The organism is Leifsonia sp. 563, from assembly GCF_040545055.1.
In the GTDB taxonomy this organism is placed as follows: Bacteria; Actinomycetota; Actinomycetes; order Actinomycetales; family Microbacteriaceae; genus Leifsonia.
Genome location: NZ_JBEPLE010000008.1, coordinates 40,391 through 56,396, shown reverse-complemented (window position 1 = coordinate 56,396; position 16,006 = coordinate 40,391). Strand labels below are relative to the sequence as shown.

Here is a 16,006-nt window from a genome sequence, read left to right as displayed (position 1 = left end):
TGAGCCGCTCAGTTCAGCGGCTTGACCTCGAGGGCAGCCGCATCCGCCGTGTCCGCGTTGACGAACGCGAACGAGCGGAAGCCGGCGGAGGCCGCACGGTCGAGCACGGCCTTGAGGTTCTTCGCCCGCCGGTCGAGGCGGACACGCTGCCCGCGCGCGATCAGCTCCGACTTGATCGCGACGAGGCGGTCGAGCGGCACGGCGGGATCGTAGACGAGCACGACGGATTCCGCGGAGGCGTCCTCGGGCAGCTCGATGAGATCGACGACCCGCTCGAAGCCGATGGAGAAGCCCGCGGCGGGCACGTCGGTGCCGAGGAAGCGGCCGATCATCCCGTCGTAGCGCCCACCGCCGCCGACCGAGCTGCCGGAGCCGGGGTGCGCGATCTCGAAGATGGTGCCGGTGTAGTAGCCCATACCGCGCACGAGCGTCGGGTCGAACCGCAGGGCGACGCCGGGCGGAAGCGTGTCGAGCGCGTGCGCGAGCGCCTCCAGGTCGGCGACGGCGTCGGTGTCCATCCCCTCGGGGAGGATGCCGGTGATCGCCTCGACGGTGAGCGCGACGCCGCCGTCGCCCAGGTGCGGCTCCAGGTCGGCGAGGATGCCGCCGAGCACGGCCGCGGAGTCCGCACCGCCCTCGGCGAGCTCGGCCACCACGCCCTCCGCGCCGATCTTGTCCAGCTTGTCGATGGAGATGAGCACCTGCGGCCACCGCGTCTCGTCGAAGCCGCAGTACTCGAGCAGCCCGTTCAGGATGCGCCGATCGTTGATGCGGATCGTGCAGTCGCTGAGGCCCAGCGCTTCGAGCGCCGCAGCGGTCGCGGTGATCAGCTCAACCTCGGCCAGCTGGGTCGCCTCGCCGATGATGTCGATGTCGCACTGCACGAACTGGCGGTAGCGGCCCTTCTGCGGACGCTCGGCCCGCCACACCGGCGCGATCTGGATGCTGCGGAACACCGGAGGGAGCTCGGCCCGGTGGGTGGCGTAGAAGCGGGCGAGCGGAACCGTCAGATCGAACCGGAGCCCGAGGTCGGCGAGGCTCAGCAGGTCGCCCGAGTCGATGGCGGCGGTGAGGTCGTCGCCGTCGAGCCCGCGTTTCAGGATGCTGAACGACAGCTTCTCGTTGTCACCGCCGAGTCCCGAGTGCAGGCGCTCGATGTCTTCGACGACCGGGGTCTCGATCTCGTCGAACCCGTGCGCGGCGAAGCTGCGGCGGATCACCCCGAGCGCATGCTCGCGGCGGGCCTTCTCAGCGGGGAGGAAGTCGCGCATGCCGCGGGGCGGGGTGATCGGTGAGGCCATGCGTCGATTCTTCCATGAAGGCGGCCCGCGGCCGGTGCCGGAGGGTATGGTGCGCATCCACCCGCGGGCGTAAAATCCAGGCGTTGCCACCCTGAGGCTCCGCCCTTGTGCGAGGCTCGGTGGCGTCCTCAATACAGGACCTGGCATGAGTCGCATCCGTCCGACCACGGCGCTTGCTCGCTGCCAGACACGGGCCGACAACGCGTCCGCCGAGACCAGGAGTGCGCCGCCGCGAGGCGCCGCCTCACCCGAATGGCGACCTGAACCGGGTGGACGCGCTGCCGGCCATCCCTGCGCTTTGCCGGTCGCGTGCGCTCCCCGGTCGACCGCGCGGGTCGATGGACGGGTCTTGGTCGCCCGCGATCTCTTAGGTTAGGCTTGCCTTACATCGCGCCGACCATGTCGTCGGCAGCCGCCCATCCCATCCCTCCCGAGGAGAACCATGCTGCCTGTCCCCCGCGCCACCCGTCGCCGGTCGCGTCTCGCTGTGATCGCCACCGCGATCGTGGCCTCCGCCGCCCTCGCGCTCACCGGCTGCAGCGCCGGCGGATCCGCCGCGCAGAGCAGCTCGGACAGCGGCACCGGCGCCTTCCCCGTCACGGTGAAGAGCGCCCTCGGCGAGGCGAAGATCGACGAGAAGCCGAAGCGCATCGCGACCTGGGGATGGGGTGCCCAGGACATCGTGCTGGCTCTCGGCATCGTCCCGGTCGCCATGCCGGCGTTCGCCTACGGCGGCACCGCGGACGGCATCCTGCCGTGGGACGCCGACCGGATCAAGGAGCTCGGCGGGAAGACGCCGAAGATCATCCCCGCCGACACCGGAGAGGTGCCGTTCGAGGACTTCGTGACGGCCAAGCCGGACGTCATCCTCGCCCCGTACTCCGGGCTGACGCAGGCGGAGTACGACACGCTCAGCAAGATCGCCCCGGTCGTCGCCTACCCGGAGAAGCCGTGGTCCACCAGCTGGCGCGACCAGACCGAGATCGTCGGCAAGGCGCTCGGCATGACGAAGGAGACGGACGCCCTCGTCACGAAGACCGAGGACTCGGTGACCGCGCTCGCCGCGAAGTACCCGGTGCTCAAGGACAAGACCTTCTTCTACGCCGCCGCCAACGAGCCGGGCAAGCTCAACGTCTACCGCGCCGACGACCCGCGCGTGCAGCTGCTCAACGACCTGGGGCTCAAGAACTCCCCGAGCATCGCCTCCCTCGACTCCTCGAAAGGCGACGGCAGCTTCTTCTACCAGCTCAGCTACGAGAACCTGTCCAAGATCGACACCGACCTGCTGGTGATGTACTTCGAAGACCAGGCCGCGGTGGATGCGTTCACCTCCGACCCGCTCGTCGCCGCGATGCCGACGATCAAGGAGGGCCGTTTCGCCCCCATCATCGGACGGTCGTTCGTCGCCGCGACCAGCGCGCCCAGCGTGCTCAGCATCCCGTGGATGCTCGACCGCTACGTGCCGCAGCTGGCCAAGGCCGCCGACAAGGTCAAGTAGCGCGGATGTCCGCGAGCGTCGACGCGCCCGCCGCCGCCGGCGGGGCGGGTACCGGTCGCGCGGGGTCATCCCCGCGCGCCCGGCGCCGCCGCCTGCTCGCGGGCTTCGCCGTCGCGGCCGTCCTGCTCGTGGTCGTCTCGGTGCTGAGCCTCATGGTCGGCGCGCGCACGATCGCCCCGGCCGACGTCGTGCACGCCCTGCTGCACTACTCGCGCAGCGACCCGGACTCCCTCGTGGTCGTGGACAGCCGCCTCCCCCGCACTCTGCTGGGGCTGGTCACCGGGCTCGCCCTGGGGCTCGCCGGCACGGTCATGCAAGGGCTGTCGCGCAACCCGCTGGCCGACCCAGGCATCCTCGGTGTCAACTTCGGGGCGTCGCTCGCCGTGGTCGTCGCCATCGCGTTCCTGGGGATCACCGCGCCGACGGGGTACCTGTGGTTCGCGTTCGCCGGAGCGGCGCTCGCCTCCGTGCTCGTCTACGCCGTCTCCTCCCTCGGGCGCGAAGGGGCGACGCCGGTCAAGCTGGCGCTCGCGGGAGCGGCTGTCTCCGCCGCCCTCGGCTCGCTGATCACCGCGGTGGAGCTGACCAGCCGCGCCTCGCTCGACGCCATGCGCTTCTGGCAGGTGGGGTCGCTCGCCGGCCGCGGGTTCGGGGTGCTGTGGCAGATCCTCCCGACGCTCACCGTCGGCGCGATCCTGGCGCTCGGGCTCGGGAGGCTGCTGAACGGCCTCGCGCTCGGCGACGACGTCGCCCGCGGTCTCGGACAGCGCGTGGGTGTGACGCGCGTGCTCTGCGGGGTGGCGATCGTCCTGCTCTGCGGCTCGGCCACCGCGGCGGTCGGGCCCATCGCGTTCCTCGGCCTGATCATCCCGCATATCGCCCGGCGCGTGGTCGGGGCGGACTACCGCTGGATCCTGGCGTACTCGGCGGTCGCCGCACCGACGCTGCTGCTCGCGTGCGACATCCTCGGCCGCGTCGTCGCCCCTCCCGGCGAGCTGCAGGTGGGCGTCGTGCTGGCGTTCGTGGGCGCGCCGGTGTTCATCGCGCTGGTGCGGCGCCGACGGCTGGTCAGCCTGTGAGCGCCGCACCGGTGTCCCCGCCGTCACGGGCCGGGGGCACGTCGGACGGGGGCACGTCGGCCGCCGGCACAGTGGATGCGGTGCGCTCCGACCGGCGCCACGGCCGTTCGCGCGCGCTCCGGGTGTCGATCGTGCTCGCCGTGCTCGTCCTCTTCGTCGCGGCCGTCTCCCTGACGCTCGGCGCTGTGGCGGTCTCGCCCGCGGACGTGCTGGCCGCACTGGTCGGCCGCGCCGACCGGCTGACGTCGTTCGTCATCCTCGAGCTGCGGCTGCCGCGGCTGGTCGCGGGTGCCCTGGTCGGCGCGTGCCTCGGGCTCTCCGGTGCGCTCATCCAGTCGGTCGCCCGCAACCCGCTCGCGAGCCCCGACATCATCGGCATCACCGCGGCGGCGAGCGCGACCGGCTCCGTCGCCCTGATCTGGTTCGGGCTCACGGGTCTCGCGCTCTCCGGCATCGTGCTCGCTGGGACGCTCGTCGCCGCCGCGGCCATCTACCTGCTGGCCTGGCGCCGCGGTGTCAGCGGCTACCGCTTCGTGCTGGTCGGGATCGGGATCGCGGCCTTCTGCGCGGGCATCGTCTCGTACGTGCTCACCCGCGCCGACCTCTCCGACGTGCAGCAGGCGCTGGTGTGGATCACCGGGAGCCTCAACTCCGTCGACCCCACCTCGCTGCTGGTACTCGGCATCGGGACGGTGCTGCTGGTGCCCTGCGCGCTGCTGATCGGCCGTCCGCTCGGAGCCCTGTCCCTCGGCGACGACCTCGCCGCCGGGCTCGGTGTGCGGCCGGAGCGCACACGCCTCCTGGTGGTCGCGGTGGCCGTCGCGCTCGCGGCGCTCGCCGTCGCCGTCGCCGGTCCGGTCTCCTTCGTCGCGTTCCTCGCCGCGCCGATCGCCCGGCGGCTGCTGGGCCGCGGGTCGCTCGCGCTCATCCCGTCGGCGCTGCTCGGCGCGCTCATCCTCGTCGTCTCGGACATCGTCGCCCAGTTCGCGCTCCCGGGCGTCGTGCTGCCGGTCGGCGTCGTCACCGGGATCGTCGGCGCCCCCTACCTGCTCTGGCTGCTCGCCAGGACCAACCGCATCGGCCGTGGAGGCTGACATGACATACGAGACCCCTTCCGCCGTGCCGGAGCTGGCCGCCCGCGATCTGTCGCTCGCCTACGAAGGACGGGTGGTGGTCGACGGACTCGACCTCGACATCCCGGCCGGCCGCGTGACCGCCATCGTCGGGCCGAACGCCTGCGGCAAGTCGACCCTGCTGCGCGGGCTGTCGCGGCTGCTCCCGCCGGCCTCCGGCAGCGTCCTGCTCGACGGCTCCGACATCCACTCGCTGCCGACCAAACAGGTGGCACAGCGCCTCGGACTGCTGCCCCAGACGCCGACCGCGCCCGACGGCATCACTGTCGCGGACCTGGTCTCGCGCGGCCGGTACCCGCACCAGGGCTGGTTCCGGCGCTGGACGGCCGACGACGACGAAGCCGTGGCCGAGGCCATGACGGCGACCGGGATCACGGACCTCGCCGACCGTCCAGTGGACGAGCTCTCCGGCGGTCAGCGGCAGCGCGTGTGGATCGCGATGGCGCTCGCCCAGCGCACCGACATCCTCCTGCTGGACGAGCCGACGACCTTCCTCGACCTCAGCCACCAGCTGGATGTGCTCGATCTCCTGCTCGACCTCAACGCCGCCCGTGGCACGACGGTCGTCATGGTGCTGCACGACCTCAATCTGGCCGCGCGGTATGCCGGACACCTCATCGCCATGCGCTCGGGGTCGGTCGTGGCGGCGGGAGACCCGGCCGCAGTGGTCACGGCGGAGCTCGTGCGCGACGTGTTCGGCGTCGAGTCGGTCATCGCCGACGACCCGGTGACCGGGACGCCGCTCGTCGTGCCGCTCGGACGGCACCACACGGCGTAGGCCCACTCGGCTAGTGTCGGCGTGACGCGCCGTGCGGCGGCCCCGAGCGAAGGACCACGATGACCGACCTCTCGATCCCGTTTCTCGAGCAGCAGGAGCGGGAGCTCGTCCTGCCGTCGTTCGACCTCGCAGCAGCGTGGCGCCTGGGGAGCCTCATCATCGAGCGCGCGCTCGCAGCCGACGCCGGTGTGGCCGTCGACATCCGGCGCGGAGATCACATCCTGTTCCGCGCCATGCTGCCCGGAACGACGGTCGATCAGCAGGACTGGATCCGCAAGAAGGCGGCCGTCGTGCACCGGTTCGAGGCGAGCAGCGCCCTGGTGGCTCTCCGCCTGGGCGACGTGGATGTGGAGGGTCTCGGCTGGCTCGATGCGCGAGACTACGCGCTCACCGGTGGCTCGTTCCCGATCCGGGTCGCGGGCACCGGCGTCGTCGGAGCGGTCACCGCGTCGGGCCTCACCTCGGAGGAGGACCACCTGCTGGTGACCGACGGCATCCGCGAATACCTGGCTTCGCTCAGCGAGTGAGATAGCGGCGGGGCCTAGACGGCCTCCTGCTCGCGGATCTCGTCCTGCAGGTCGCGCAGGGTCGAGCGCAGCGCGCGCTCCGCATCCAGCCCCTGCGCCTTGGCCGACGCGACGATCGCGAGCAGCAGCGGGCCGAGCTCATCCTCGCTGGCCACCTGCACGCCGCCCGACTCCTGCAGGTCGAGCAGACCGACCTTCTGCGCGCGGCCGAGCAGCTTGTCGGCCAGCGCGAGCGAGGGCATGCCCTGGGGGATGCCGTCGAGCACGCTCGTGCGGCCCGGCTTCTCCTGCTTCTTCAGCTCGTCCCAGAACCCGACCACGTCGTCCGCCGTCTCGGCCCGGCGGGCGTCGGCGGCGGTCCGGTCGCCGAAGACGTGCGGGTGGCGGCCGACCATCTTCGCGGTCATGTGCGCGGCGACATCCTGGATGTCGAATTCCTCCCCCGGCGTGTGCGCCGCGATATCGGCGTGGAAGAGCACCTGGTACAGCACGTCGCCCAGCTCCTCGAGCAGCTCGTCGCGGTCACCGGTCTCGATGGCGTCGATGAGCTCGTAGGTCTCCTCGATCAGGTACTGCACCAGCGACTCGTGGGTCTGGTCGGCATCCCACGGGCAGCCGCCCGGAGCGCGCAGGCGGGCCATCACGGCGACCAGCTCGTCGAGCTTCGTCGCGGCCTCCGGTACGACCACCGGACCCGCATCCTGACCCACTGCCTCGCCCATGCCGACCTCCTCGCTCTACGATTCATCCATCCTGCCACCGGGTAGAGTCATGAGCGGTGTGCCGGGAAGTCTGGTCGGCGTCGTTTCCGTGACCCCGCATGATTGGTGACCGCATGAGCATCATCCGATCCGAGCGCACCGCCGCCGGACTCCTCCTCGGAGCGGCCGCGCTCGGCCTCCTCCTCGCCAACACGGCCGTCGGCCCCGCGTTGCTCGACGTGCAGCACGCCCACCTCGGCGCCGGGCCGCTCGACCTGAGCGTCGGCCATTGGATCAGCGACGGCCTGCTCGCGGTCTTCTTCTTCATCGTCGCGGTCGAGCTCAAGCACGAGCTCGTCGTCGGTGAGCTCAACAGTGTGCAGAAGGCCATCCATCCGGCGATCGCGGCGGTCGCCGGCGTGGTCGTGCCTGCGGGGATCTACCTGGCGCTGACCGCGGGCACCGGCGTGTCGCAGGGGTGGCCCATCCCGACCGCGACCGACATCGCCTTCGCGCTCGGCGTACTCGCCGTCTTCGGCCGTGGGCTGCCGAACCGGCTGCGCGTCTTCCTGCTGGCCCTCGCGGTGCTCGACGACCTCATCGCGATCGTCATCATCGCCGTGTTCTTCACCACCGACCCGAACCTGCTGGAGCTGGCGCTCGCCGCCGTCACGGTCGCCGTGTTCGGGGTGCTGAGCCGGATGCTGCGCGGGCGGATGCGCTGGCCGCTCGGTGTCCTCATGGTGCTTCTCGCGCTGCTCACCTGGTGGCTGGTCTACGACTCCGGCGTGCACGCGACCATCGCGGGCGTCGCCCTCGGGCTCGTCATGGCGCGCCGGCCCGCCGGGAAGGTCACGCACGCCCTCGAACCGTGGTCGAACGGGCTCATCCTGCCGCTGTTCGCGTTCTCGGCGGCTCTGGTGCCCATCCCCGCCGTGTCGCCGTCGCAGCTGTCGCCGGCGTTCTGGGGCATCCTGGTCGCCCTGCCGGTCGGCAAGCTCATCGGCATCACCCTGGGTGGATGGCTCGGCTCGTTCACGAAGCGCGGTGCCGAACGCGGGCGCATCTCGCTCTTCGGGCTCGTCACCGTCGCCGCGCTCGGCGGGATCGGCTTCACCGTCTCCCTGCTCATGAACGAGCTGGCGTTCGCCGGGTCGGAGGAGGTCCGAGCGGAGGGCACGCTGGCCGTGCTGCTCGGGTCGGCGGTCGCGATCGTCGTCTCCGGGTTCCTCGTCAGCGCGCTGGCCCGGCGCAACCGGCGCCAGCACCCGCACCCGGATCCGCGTAAGCGGGCGGAGCCGGAGTCGCAGGCGGAGCCGTCTGCCTGACCCCGCCGCATCCATGGGGCGCAACGCGCCGTTATCGCCGCCGCATAACGGCGTGTTGCGACCCACGGATGCGCGGGACGGGTCGCGTCAGCTGGCGCGCTCGGCGGCGGCCTGCTCCTTCTCCGGGAACAGCGCCCCCAGCAGGTCGGCCACCCACGTGATCAGCGACGCGTCGTCGAGCGCCTCGCCGTTCACGCGCGGCAGCGGGACGGTCGCGACCTTCGGAGCCGCGTGGTACTTCGACCCCGGGTACATGCGCTGCAGGCGCACCTGGAGCGAGTCGGGCAGCACGGCCGGCGCCAGGCGCAGGTTGGAACCCATCGCCACGACCTCGCCGAGCCCGGCCTTCTGCGCCGCGCGGCGCAGCCGCGACACGGCGACGAGGTTGGTGACGGCCTCCGGCGGGGTGCCGTAGCGGTCGGTCAGCTCCTCCAGCACGAGGTCGATCTGGCCGTCCTTCGCCGCGGGCGAGCTCGCGGTCGACAGCTTCTGGTACGCCTCCAGCCGCAGCCGCTCGCTGTCGACGTACTCCTCGGGGATGTGCGCATCGACCGGTAGCTCCAGCCGCAGTTCCGTCTGGCCCTCCGCGACCTCGCCGCGGAACGTGGAGACGGCCTCGCCGATCATCCGGAGGTAGAGGTCGAAGCCGACACCCGCGATGTGACCCGACTGCTCGCCGCCGAGCAGGTTGCCCGCTCCACGGATCTCGAGGTCTTTGAGCGCGACCTGCATGCCGCTGCCGAGGTCGTTGTTCGCGGCGATGGTCGAGAGCCGGTCGTGAGCGGTCTCGCTCAGCGGCTTGTTCTCATCCCACAGGAAGTACGCGTACGCCCGCTCGCGCCCGCGTCCGACACGACCGCGCAGCTGGTGCAGCTGGCTGAGGCCGTACTTGTCGGCGCGGTCGATGATGATCGTGTTCGCGTTGGCGATGTCGAGGCCGGTCTCGATGATCGTCGTAGAGACCAGCACGTCGAAGCGCCGCTCCCAGAAGTCGACGACGACCTGCTCCAGCGCATGCTCGTTCATCTTGCCGTGAGCGACGCCGATGCGCGCCTCCGGCACCAGCTCAGCCAGCTTCGCGGCCATGCTCGTGATCGAGCCGACGCGGTTGTGCACGAAGAACACCTGGCCCTCGCGCAGAAGCTCGCGACGGATCGCCGCCGCCACCTGCTTGTCCGAGTACGGGCCGACGAACGTGAGGATGGGGTGCCGGTCCTCCGGCGGCGTCGCGAGCGTCGACATCTCGCGGATTCCGGTGACCGCCATCTCCAGCGTGCGCGGGATGGGCGTCGCACTCATCGCCAGGATGTCGACGTTGGTCTTCAGCTTCTTCAGCGCGTCCTTGTGCTCGACGCCGAAGCGCTGCTCCTCGTCGATGATCACGAGTCCGAGGTCTTTGAAGCTCACGCCGTCGGCGAGGATGCGATGGGTGCCGATCACCACATCCACCGTGCCGTCGGCCATGCCGCGCAGGGTCTCGCGCGCCTCCTTGTCGGTCTGGAAGCGGCTCAGCTGACGCAGGTGGATGGGGAAGCCGGCGAAGCGCTCCTGGAACGTCTCGGCGTGCTGCTTCACCAGCAGGGTGGTCGGCACGAGCATGGCGACCTGCTTGCCGTCCTGCACCGCCTTGAACGCGGCGCGCACGGCGATCTCGGTCTTGCCGAAGCCGACGTCGCCCGAGATGAGGCGGTCCATCGGGATGGGCCTCTCCATGTCGGCTTTCACCTCGTCGATGGTCTGCAACTGGTCGAGCGTCTCCGCGAACGGGAACGCCTCCTCCAGCTCGCGCTGCCAGGGGGTGTCCGGGGCGAAGGCGTGGCCCTTGCTCGCCATTCGGGCCGAGTACAGCTTGACCAGCTCCACGGCGATGTCGCGCACCGCCCGGCGGGCGCGGCCCTTCGCGGCCGCCCAGTCGCTGCCGCCCATCTTGGACAGCTGCGGTGCCTCGCCGCCGACATAGCGGGTGAGGAGATCGAGCTGGTCGGTCGGCACGTAGAGCTTGTCGCCCGGGTAGCCGCGCTTCGAGGGCGCGTACTCGAGCACGAGGTACTCGCGCTTCGACTTGACCGCATTGCGGCCGCCGCTGGAGACCTCGCGCTGGGTCAGCTCCACGAACTTGCCGATTCCGTGCGTCTCATGCACGACGTAGTCGCCGGGCTTCAGCTGCAGCGGGTCGACGACGTTCTTGCGTCGGGCCGCCAGCTTCTTCACCTGGCGCGAGTCGTAGCCGACGGCGCGGCCGTAGAACTCGGCCTCGCTGATCAGCGCGAGCTTCGTCCCCGGCACCTCGAAGCCGTGCTCGGCCGTGGCCTTGACAAGGTAGGCGATGCCGGGCTCCGGGTCGGCCGGGAACTCGTCGACCGGCCGCGCGGGGAGCTCCGACTCGGCCAAGACGTCGGCGGCTCGCTCGACAAGCCCGTTGCCGGCCGCGACGATCGCGACGCTCCAGCCGTCGCGTAGCCGCGTGGCGACGTGCTCGACGGCGCCGGAGACGTTGCCCTGGAAGCTGGGGACGGCCTCCGCGTCGATGCGCACCTGCAGGTGCTCCTCCAGCTCGCGCTCCTCCGGAAGGACGTCGTTCGCCTGGAAGCCACTCATCGTCCACCACGGGTGGTCGGGACTCGGGGAGCCCGGGCGGCTGAACTTCACCGAGTCCTTCAGCTGCTGCAGGGTCAGGAAGTCGCCCGCGGCGAGGTCGATCGGGGCGGCCGCGCCGACGGTCGCCGCGCTCCAAGCGGCGGAGAGGAACTCGCGGTTCGTCTCCGCCAGGCTGACCGCGCGCGAGGCGACGCGCTCGGGCGACAGCACCGCGACGGCCGCGCCGTCGGGCAGGTAGTGGGTGAGCGGCACCAGACGGTCGACGAGCGCGGGAGCCAGCGACTCCATCCCCTCGACCGGGATGCCCTCGCCGATCTTGGCGAGCATGGCCGACAGGCTCGGGAACTCGTGCTCCATCTCGCGCGCCCGCTGACGCACCGAGTCGCTGAGCAGCAGCTCGCGGCTCGGCGGCAGGCTCACCTCGGCGATCGGCTCGGGCATCGACCGCTGGTCGGCGACCGAGAAGGCGCGGATCGCATCCACCTCGTCGCCGAAGAAGTCGATGCGGTACGGGTGGTCCGCCGTCGGCGGGAAGACGTCGAGGATGCCGCCGCGGACCGCGAACTCGCCGCGCCGGGTGACCATGTCGACGCGCCCGTAGGCCAGGTCGACCAGCTGCGTCGACAGGCCGCCGAGGTCGAAACCACGCGCTCCCGCCTGCAGGGCGACGGTGGCGTAGTCGGTGAGGTTGTCGGCGAGCGGCTGCAGCGCGGCACGCACCGACGCGACCAGGATGAACGGGGTGGTGCGGTCGCCCTCGGACCAGTCGGCCAGACGCCGGAGCGCGCTCAGGCGCTTGCCGACGATCTCGGGGCTCGGGCTCAGCCGCTCGTGCGGCAGCGTCTCCCACGCGGGGAACTCGACGATCTCCGCTTCGGGGAGAATGCACGGCAGCGCGCCGCGGATCGACTCGGACTCGCGACCAGTCGCCGTGATGAGGAGGATCGCCTGGGATGCGCCCTGCTCGGCCCGGCGCCGCAGCAGCCCGGCGAGGAGCGGAGCCCGCAGGCCGTCCGTCAGCGAGAAGTCGGCGTCGCGCGCCGCATAGCCGAGCGCATCGTTGAACGAGGACTCGCGTGAGAGCGCGGCGACCAGACCCTGGAGTATCACTCGGTCAATTCTACGTGGGCCCACCGACAGGTCGAGGGGTGCGGAATGGACGAGCGGTCAGATCCATCCCTCGAGGGCCCGCATGAAGCCGTCGTGGTCGTCGCGGTTGATGACATGGCCGGAACCGGGGACGACGCGCACCTCGTACCCTTCGGAGCGCAGCCGCTCGGCGAGCTCCGGCTTCACCAGCTGCGAGTTGTCGGCCAGCATGACCATCGAGGGCACGCTCATGACCTCGGGAGCGCGCATCGCGGACGGAGTGACCACCACCGGGAGGACGGCCCGGTCGAACGCCTTGAACGTCTCGACCTCGATGGCGACGTCGGCCGGATCCCAGCGCGGGTTGCGCTTCGCGATGCGCGCCGCCGACTGCCGGGCGAGCGTGCGCAGGAAGGCAGGCGCGAGCATCTGCTGGAACCGGTTGGCGGCCGGGCACGAGAACGCGGGGTCGACGTAGATCACGCGCTGCGGGTCGAGCCGCTCGATCGCGAGGCTGACGGTCAGACCGCCGAGCGAGTGGCCCATGACCAGCTCGGGATGCGCCGGCACCGTGTCGACGATGTCCTGCGCCATCAGCTCGGCCGAGTACTCCTCCGTCCGGGGGCTGTGCCCGTGACCGCGGAGGTCGACGGCGATGACGTGGTAGCCGCGCTCGGCGAGAACCGGCCCGACCCTGCGCCAGTTGCGCGAGTCCGACATGACCCCGTGGACCAGGATCGCGAGGCGGTCTCCGGTGCCCCACTCGCGCGTGTACAACTCCATGCCGGTCACGGTACGCGTCGCGCCTGGTCCGGGGCAGAGTGTCCGCTACGCTCTGGCTGAGCATCCGCCGTGAGGCGGCCCGAACCCGAGGGGGGAACCGTGACCGACCCGAACCAGCCCGCGTACTACAACTCGTACCCGCCGCCGCCGTCGCCGTACGCGCCGGCCGGGTGGGATGCGCCGCCCGCTCCCCCGCGCTCGCGCGCGCTCGGGATCACGGCGATGTCCATCGCGATCCCGGTCTTCATCCTCTCGGTGATCGCGTCGGTGGTAGTGGGCATGGCCGCGGGTCCGCTCGCGTCGCGCACGTCGTCCAGCTTCTCCTTCAACACGAGCGATCTCACGGCGGATCAGGCGGCGGCGTTCGCCCCCGTCGGCCTCCTCATGGGCGTCCAGATCCTGCTCGGGACGGTGCTGGGCATCCTCGCACTGGTACTCGGCATCGTGGCGGTCGCGACGAAGCGCGGACGGCCGTTCGGCGTCGTGGCCATCATCGTGGCCGCGGCGGCGCCGATCGTGTCGTTCGCGGTGTACGCGGCAGCGCTGGGGGCGACGCTCCCCGCCGCGTGACGGCCGCCGGAAACGGAGGAGGTTCGCGTGCCTGACGCCCGCATCCACCTCCGTTTCCGGCCGACACGCGGATCCTGCACCCGTTTCTCCTCCCTTTTCCGGCCGCCTCGACGCATGCGGGAAAGGGAGGAGGTTCCGGCTCGACACGCCGGTGGGCGCGCGAAAGGGAGGCGTTCCGGCCGGTTGAGCCCGGGGTGTCCTCCGTTCGCGGCGGACGCGTCAGCGCGCGTGGAAGCGGTTCTGCGCGGTGGTGAGGCCGTCGGCGGCGATCTGCTCGACCGCATCCGCGGCATCCGCCACGAGGATTGGGAGGTTCTTGCGTTCGGTCGCCGAGAACCCCTTGAGGACGTGGTCGGCAGCCGCCGATGAACCGGGCGGCCGGCCGACGCCGACGCGCACGCGCGTGAAGTCGCCCGTGCCGATCGCGGCGATCACGTCGCGGACGCCGTTGTGGCCGCCGTGCCCGCCGCCGTGCTTGAGGCGGATGGTGTCGAACGGGATGTCGAGCTCGTCGTGTACCACGATCAGGTGCGACGGGTCGAGCGAGTAGAAGCGCAGCAGCTGCGACACCGGCCCGCCGGACACGTTCATGTACGTGTTCGGCTTGGCCAGGACGAAACGCGGGCCGCCGGGGGTCAGCCGACCCTCGGCGACCGTCGCGTTCGTCTTGTGGGTCTTGAAGGTGAGACGGCCGCGCGAGGCGAGCTCGTCGAGCACCATCTGACCCACGTTGTGGCGTGTGGTGGCGTAGCCGGGCCCGGGGTTGCCGAGCCCGACCACGAGCCACGGCCCGTCGGACGGTCCCGTGGACGACGCCTGACGGGTGGATTCCATGGGAAGTGCTTACTCGGCGCTTCCGGCGGCCTCGGCGTCCGCGGCGGCCTCGGCCGCTGCGGTCTCCTCGTCCTCGGCGCGGGCGGAAGCCGGCACCGCGATGTTGACGATGAGGAGGTCCTCGTCCTCGGCCAGGGTCGAGCCCTGCGGGAGGTCGAAGTCCTTCGCGAGGTACTGGGTGCCCTCCGCCGCGTCGGTGACGTCGATGACGATGCGCTCCGGGATGTGGGTCGCCTCGGTCTCGAGGCGGATGGTGCTGACCTCGAGCATGGCGATCGTGCCGGAGTAGGGCTCGCCCTCGATGTGCACGGGGACCTCGACGGTGACCTTCTCGCCGCGGCGGATCAGGATGAGGTCGAGGTGCTCGATGATCTGCGACACCGGGTCCTTCTGCACGTCCTTGACGAGCGCGAGCTCGGCCTTGCCGGCGATGTCGAGGTCGAGGACCGCGTTGGCCTTGCGGAGCAGCAGGCCGACCTGGTGCGCCGGGAGCGTGATGTGGACGGGGTCGGTGCCGTGACCGTAGATGACGGCCGGGATCTTGCCGGCGGCACGGATCTTGCGCGCCGCGCCCTTGCCGAAGCTCTCGCGCAGCTCGGCTGCGACCTTGTTGGACTCGTCTGCCATGGTGTCTCCTCGCCGGACGTGGTCCGGCTGTCGGGCGAGCCGCGAGGCCCGCAGTGTGGTTGTTGTTCGACTCGAACGCATCGAAGTGCGCGAGGAAAGACTGCGTAGCCTGCTCCACCGCGTCGATCACGGATGCTGGGGGCAGCATCCCTCGCCGAAGTTCAGTTGCCGAGTCTACCCGATGGGGATAAGCTAAGCGCGCTTATTAGTTTATGGATCGGAGACCACCATGTGGACCACTCAGTACGGCGATGTGACGGACGCCCCCACCTCTGCGGTCTGGTCGGCACTGCGCGACCTGCACAGCGGAACGCCGCTGGGGCCGGCGAGCGACCGCTTCGAGCTGCACGGCCCCTTCGCGGTCGGGACGGCCATCACCGTGACGCCGCAGGGCCAGGACCCCATGACCTCCGAGATCGTGGAGCTCATGCCCGAGCGCGTCTACGCGGACCGCACCGCGTTCGGCGGGCTGACCCTCACCTTCCGGCACACGATCGCGCCCCAGGCGGACGGCCGGACGGCGGTGACGCACACCCTGGAGATCGACGGCGATGGCGCCGACGCGGTCGGCCCGGAGCTCGGCCCGCAGATCGCCGGCGACTTCCCCGTGGCGATGGCCGAGCTGCTCCACGCAGCCGAGACCCGCACGGCCGCCCGTGCCTGACGGCGGCCTCGGTAGCCGGTTCCCCGTCGCCGCGCAGAGCCCCGGCCTCCTGCTGTGGCGGGTCACCAACCGCTGGCAGGCGGCGATGCGCGCAGCACTCGCCCCGCACGAGCTGACGCATGTGCAGTACGTGCTGCTCGCCTCGCTCACCTGGCTGAGCGATCGGGAGCCAGAGCGACTGGTGACGCAGGCCGACCTGGCCGGCTTCGCCGCGACGGATCCGATGATGACCTCGCAGGTCGTCCGCACGCTCGAACGCGCGGGGCTGGTGGAGCGGCTGCCGCATCCCACCGACGGGCGTGCGCGCGTGCTCCGGCCGACGGCGGAGGGTGTCGCGGCCGCCCGGGGAGCGACGGCGGACGTCGAGGCCGCCGACGCGGCGTTCTTCGCCCCGGTGGATGCGGCCGCGTTCGCGAGCCGGCTGGCCGCCCTCGCGACGCCGCCGGAGCCGGACTGACCGCCGCACGCATCCGCGGGTCGCAACACGCCGTTATGG

The 16,006-nt window shown here is 71.2% G+C and carries 15 protein-coding genes; 9 read left to right on the top strand and 6 right to left on the bottom strand.

Going from position 1 to position 16,006, the window contains the following annotated elements; all coding sequences use genetic code 11:
* Positions 1-8: 8 nt before the first annotated feature.
* Positions 9-1,301: a histidine--tRNA ligase gene (hisS, locus tag ABIC47_RS18115; RefSeq protein ID WP_354482752.1), complete on the bottom strand. Its 1,293-nt coding sequence runs from the start codon at positions 1,299-1,301 to the stop codon at positions 9-11.
* A 442-nt stretch (positions 1,302-1,743) separates the two neighbouring features.
* Between hisS and ABIC47_RS18110 the strand changes: the two genes are divergently transcribed.
* From ABIC47_RS18110 to ABIC47_RS18090, 5 genes are read left to right on the top strand one after another with little or no spacing between them, the layout of a single operon-like run.
* Complete coding sequence (locus ABIC47_RS18110; protein ID WP_354482750.1) at positions 1,744-2,799, top strand: iron-siderophore ABC transporter substrate-binding protein; 1,056 nt, start codon at positions 1,744-1,746, stop codon at positions 2,797-2,799.
* A gap of 5 nt (positions 2,800-2,804) precedes the next feature.
* On the top strand, positions 2,805-3,878 hold the full coding sequence (locus ABIC47_RS18105; protein WP_018191595.1) for a FecCD family ABC transporter permease: 1,074 nt from the start codon (positions 2,805-2,807) through the stop codon (positions 3,876-3,878).
* The gene (locus tag ABIC47_RS18100) at positions 3,875-4,972 is read left to right on the top strand and encodes a FecCD family ABC transporter permease (RefSeq protein ID WP_354482747.1); all 1,098 of its coding nucleotides are present in this window, start codon (positions 3,875-3,877) and stop codon (positions 4,970-4,972) included. The genes ABIC47_RS18105 and ABIC47_RS18100 overlap by 4 nt, the downstream gene beginning before the upstream one ends.
* 1 nt (position 4,973) lies before the next feature.
* The gene (locus ABIC47_RS18095; RefSeq protein ID WP_354482745.1) at positions 4,974-5,789 is read left to right on the top strand and encodes an ABC transporter ATP-binding protein; all 816 of its coding nucleotides are present in this window, start codon (positions 4,974-4,976) and stop codon (positions 5,787-5,789) included.
* 59 nt (positions 5,790-5,848) lie between these two features.
* A complete protein-coding gene (locus tag ABIC47_RS18090) occupies positions 5,849-6,316 on the top strand; it encodes a heme-degrading domain-containing protein (protein WP_354482743.1) in 468 nt (155 codons plus the stop codon).
* A 14-nt stretch (positions 6,317-6,330) separates the two neighbouring features.
* On the opposite strand, the gene ABIC47_RS18085 is transcribed toward ABIC47_RS18090, so the two are convergent.
* Positions 6,331-7,038, bottom strand: coding sequence for a nucleoside triphosphate pyrophosphohydrolase (locus tag ABIC47_RS18085; protein WP_354482740.1), 708 nt, complete (start codon positions 7,036-7,038; stop codon positions 6,331-6,333).
* A gap of 113 nt (positions 7,039-7,151) precedes the next feature.
* Here ABIC47_RS18085 and nhaA point away from each other — a divergent pair, with 113 nt between their 5' ends.
* The gene (nhaA, locus tag ABIC47_RS18080) at positions 7,152-8,345 is read left to right on the top strand and encodes a Na+/H+ antiporter NhaA (RefSeq protein WP_354482737.1); all 1,194 of its coding nucleotides are present in this window, start codon (positions 7,152-7,154) and stop codon (positions 8,343-8,345) included.
* A gap of 87 nt (positions 8,346-8,432) precedes the next feature.
* On the opposite strand, the gene mfd is transcribed toward nhaA, so the two are convergent.
* Positions 8,433-12,053: a transcription-repair coupling factor gene (mfd, locus tag ABIC47_RS18075; protein ID WP_018191601.1), complete on the bottom strand. Its 3,621-nt coding sequence runs from the start codon at positions 12,051-12,053 to the stop codon at positions 8,433-8,435.
* Between the two features lie 57 nt (positions 12,054-12,110).
* Positions 12,111-12,815 carry an alpha/beta fold hydrolase gene (locus ABIC47_RS18070; RefSeq protein ID WP_354482733.1) on the bottom strand — a complete coding sequence of 235 codons (705 nt, stop codon included), beginning with the start codon at positions 12,813-12,815 and terminating at the stop codon, positions 12,111-12,113.
* A gap of 99 nt (positions 12,816-12,914) precedes the next feature.
* On the opposite strand from ABIC47_RS18070, the gene ABIC47_RS18065 reads away from it, so the two are divergent.
* Positions 12,915-13,385, top strand: a complete 471-nt coding sequence (locus tag ABIC47_RS18065) for a hypothetical protein (protein WP_089876607.1) — start codon at positions 12,915-12,917, stop codon at positions 13,383-13,385.
* Positions 13,386-13,604: 219 nt separating this feature from the next.
* Here the strand turns inward: ABIC47_RS18065 and pth are convergent, their stop codons facing one another.
* Complete coding sequence (pth, locus tag ABIC47_RS18060; RefSeq protein WP_354482731.1) at positions 13,605-14,219, bottom strand: aminoacyl-tRNA hydrolase; 615 nt, start codon at positions 14,217-14,219, stop codon at positions 13,605-13,607.
* Between the two features lie 9 nt (positions 14,220-14,228).
* Positions 14,229-14,846 (bottom strand): 50S ribosomal protein L25/general stress protein Ctc, encoded by a 618-nt coding sequence (locus ABIC47_RS18055; protein ID WP_018191605.1) that lies wholly within the window; start codon positions 14,844-14,846, stop codon positions 14,229-14,231.
* 229 nt (positions 14,847-15,075) lie between these two features.
* Between ABIC47_RS18055 and ABIC47_RS18050 the strand changes: the two genes are divergently transcribed.
* Positions 15,076-15,510, top strand: a complete 435-nt coding sequence (locus ABIC47_RS18050; RefSeq protein WP_354482728.1) for an SRPBCC family protein — start codon at positions 15,076-15,078, stop codon at positions 15,508-15,510.
* Complete coding sequence (locus tag ABIC47_RS18045; protein ID WP_354482726.1) at positions 15,503-15,967, top strand: MarR family winged helix-turn-helix transcriptional regulator; 465 nt, start codon at positions 15,503-15,505, stop codon at positions 15,965-15,967. The genes ABIC47_RS18050 and ABIC47_RS18045 overlap by 8 nt, the downstream gene beginning before the upstream one ends.
* Positions 15,968-16,006 lie beyond the last annotated feature (39 nt).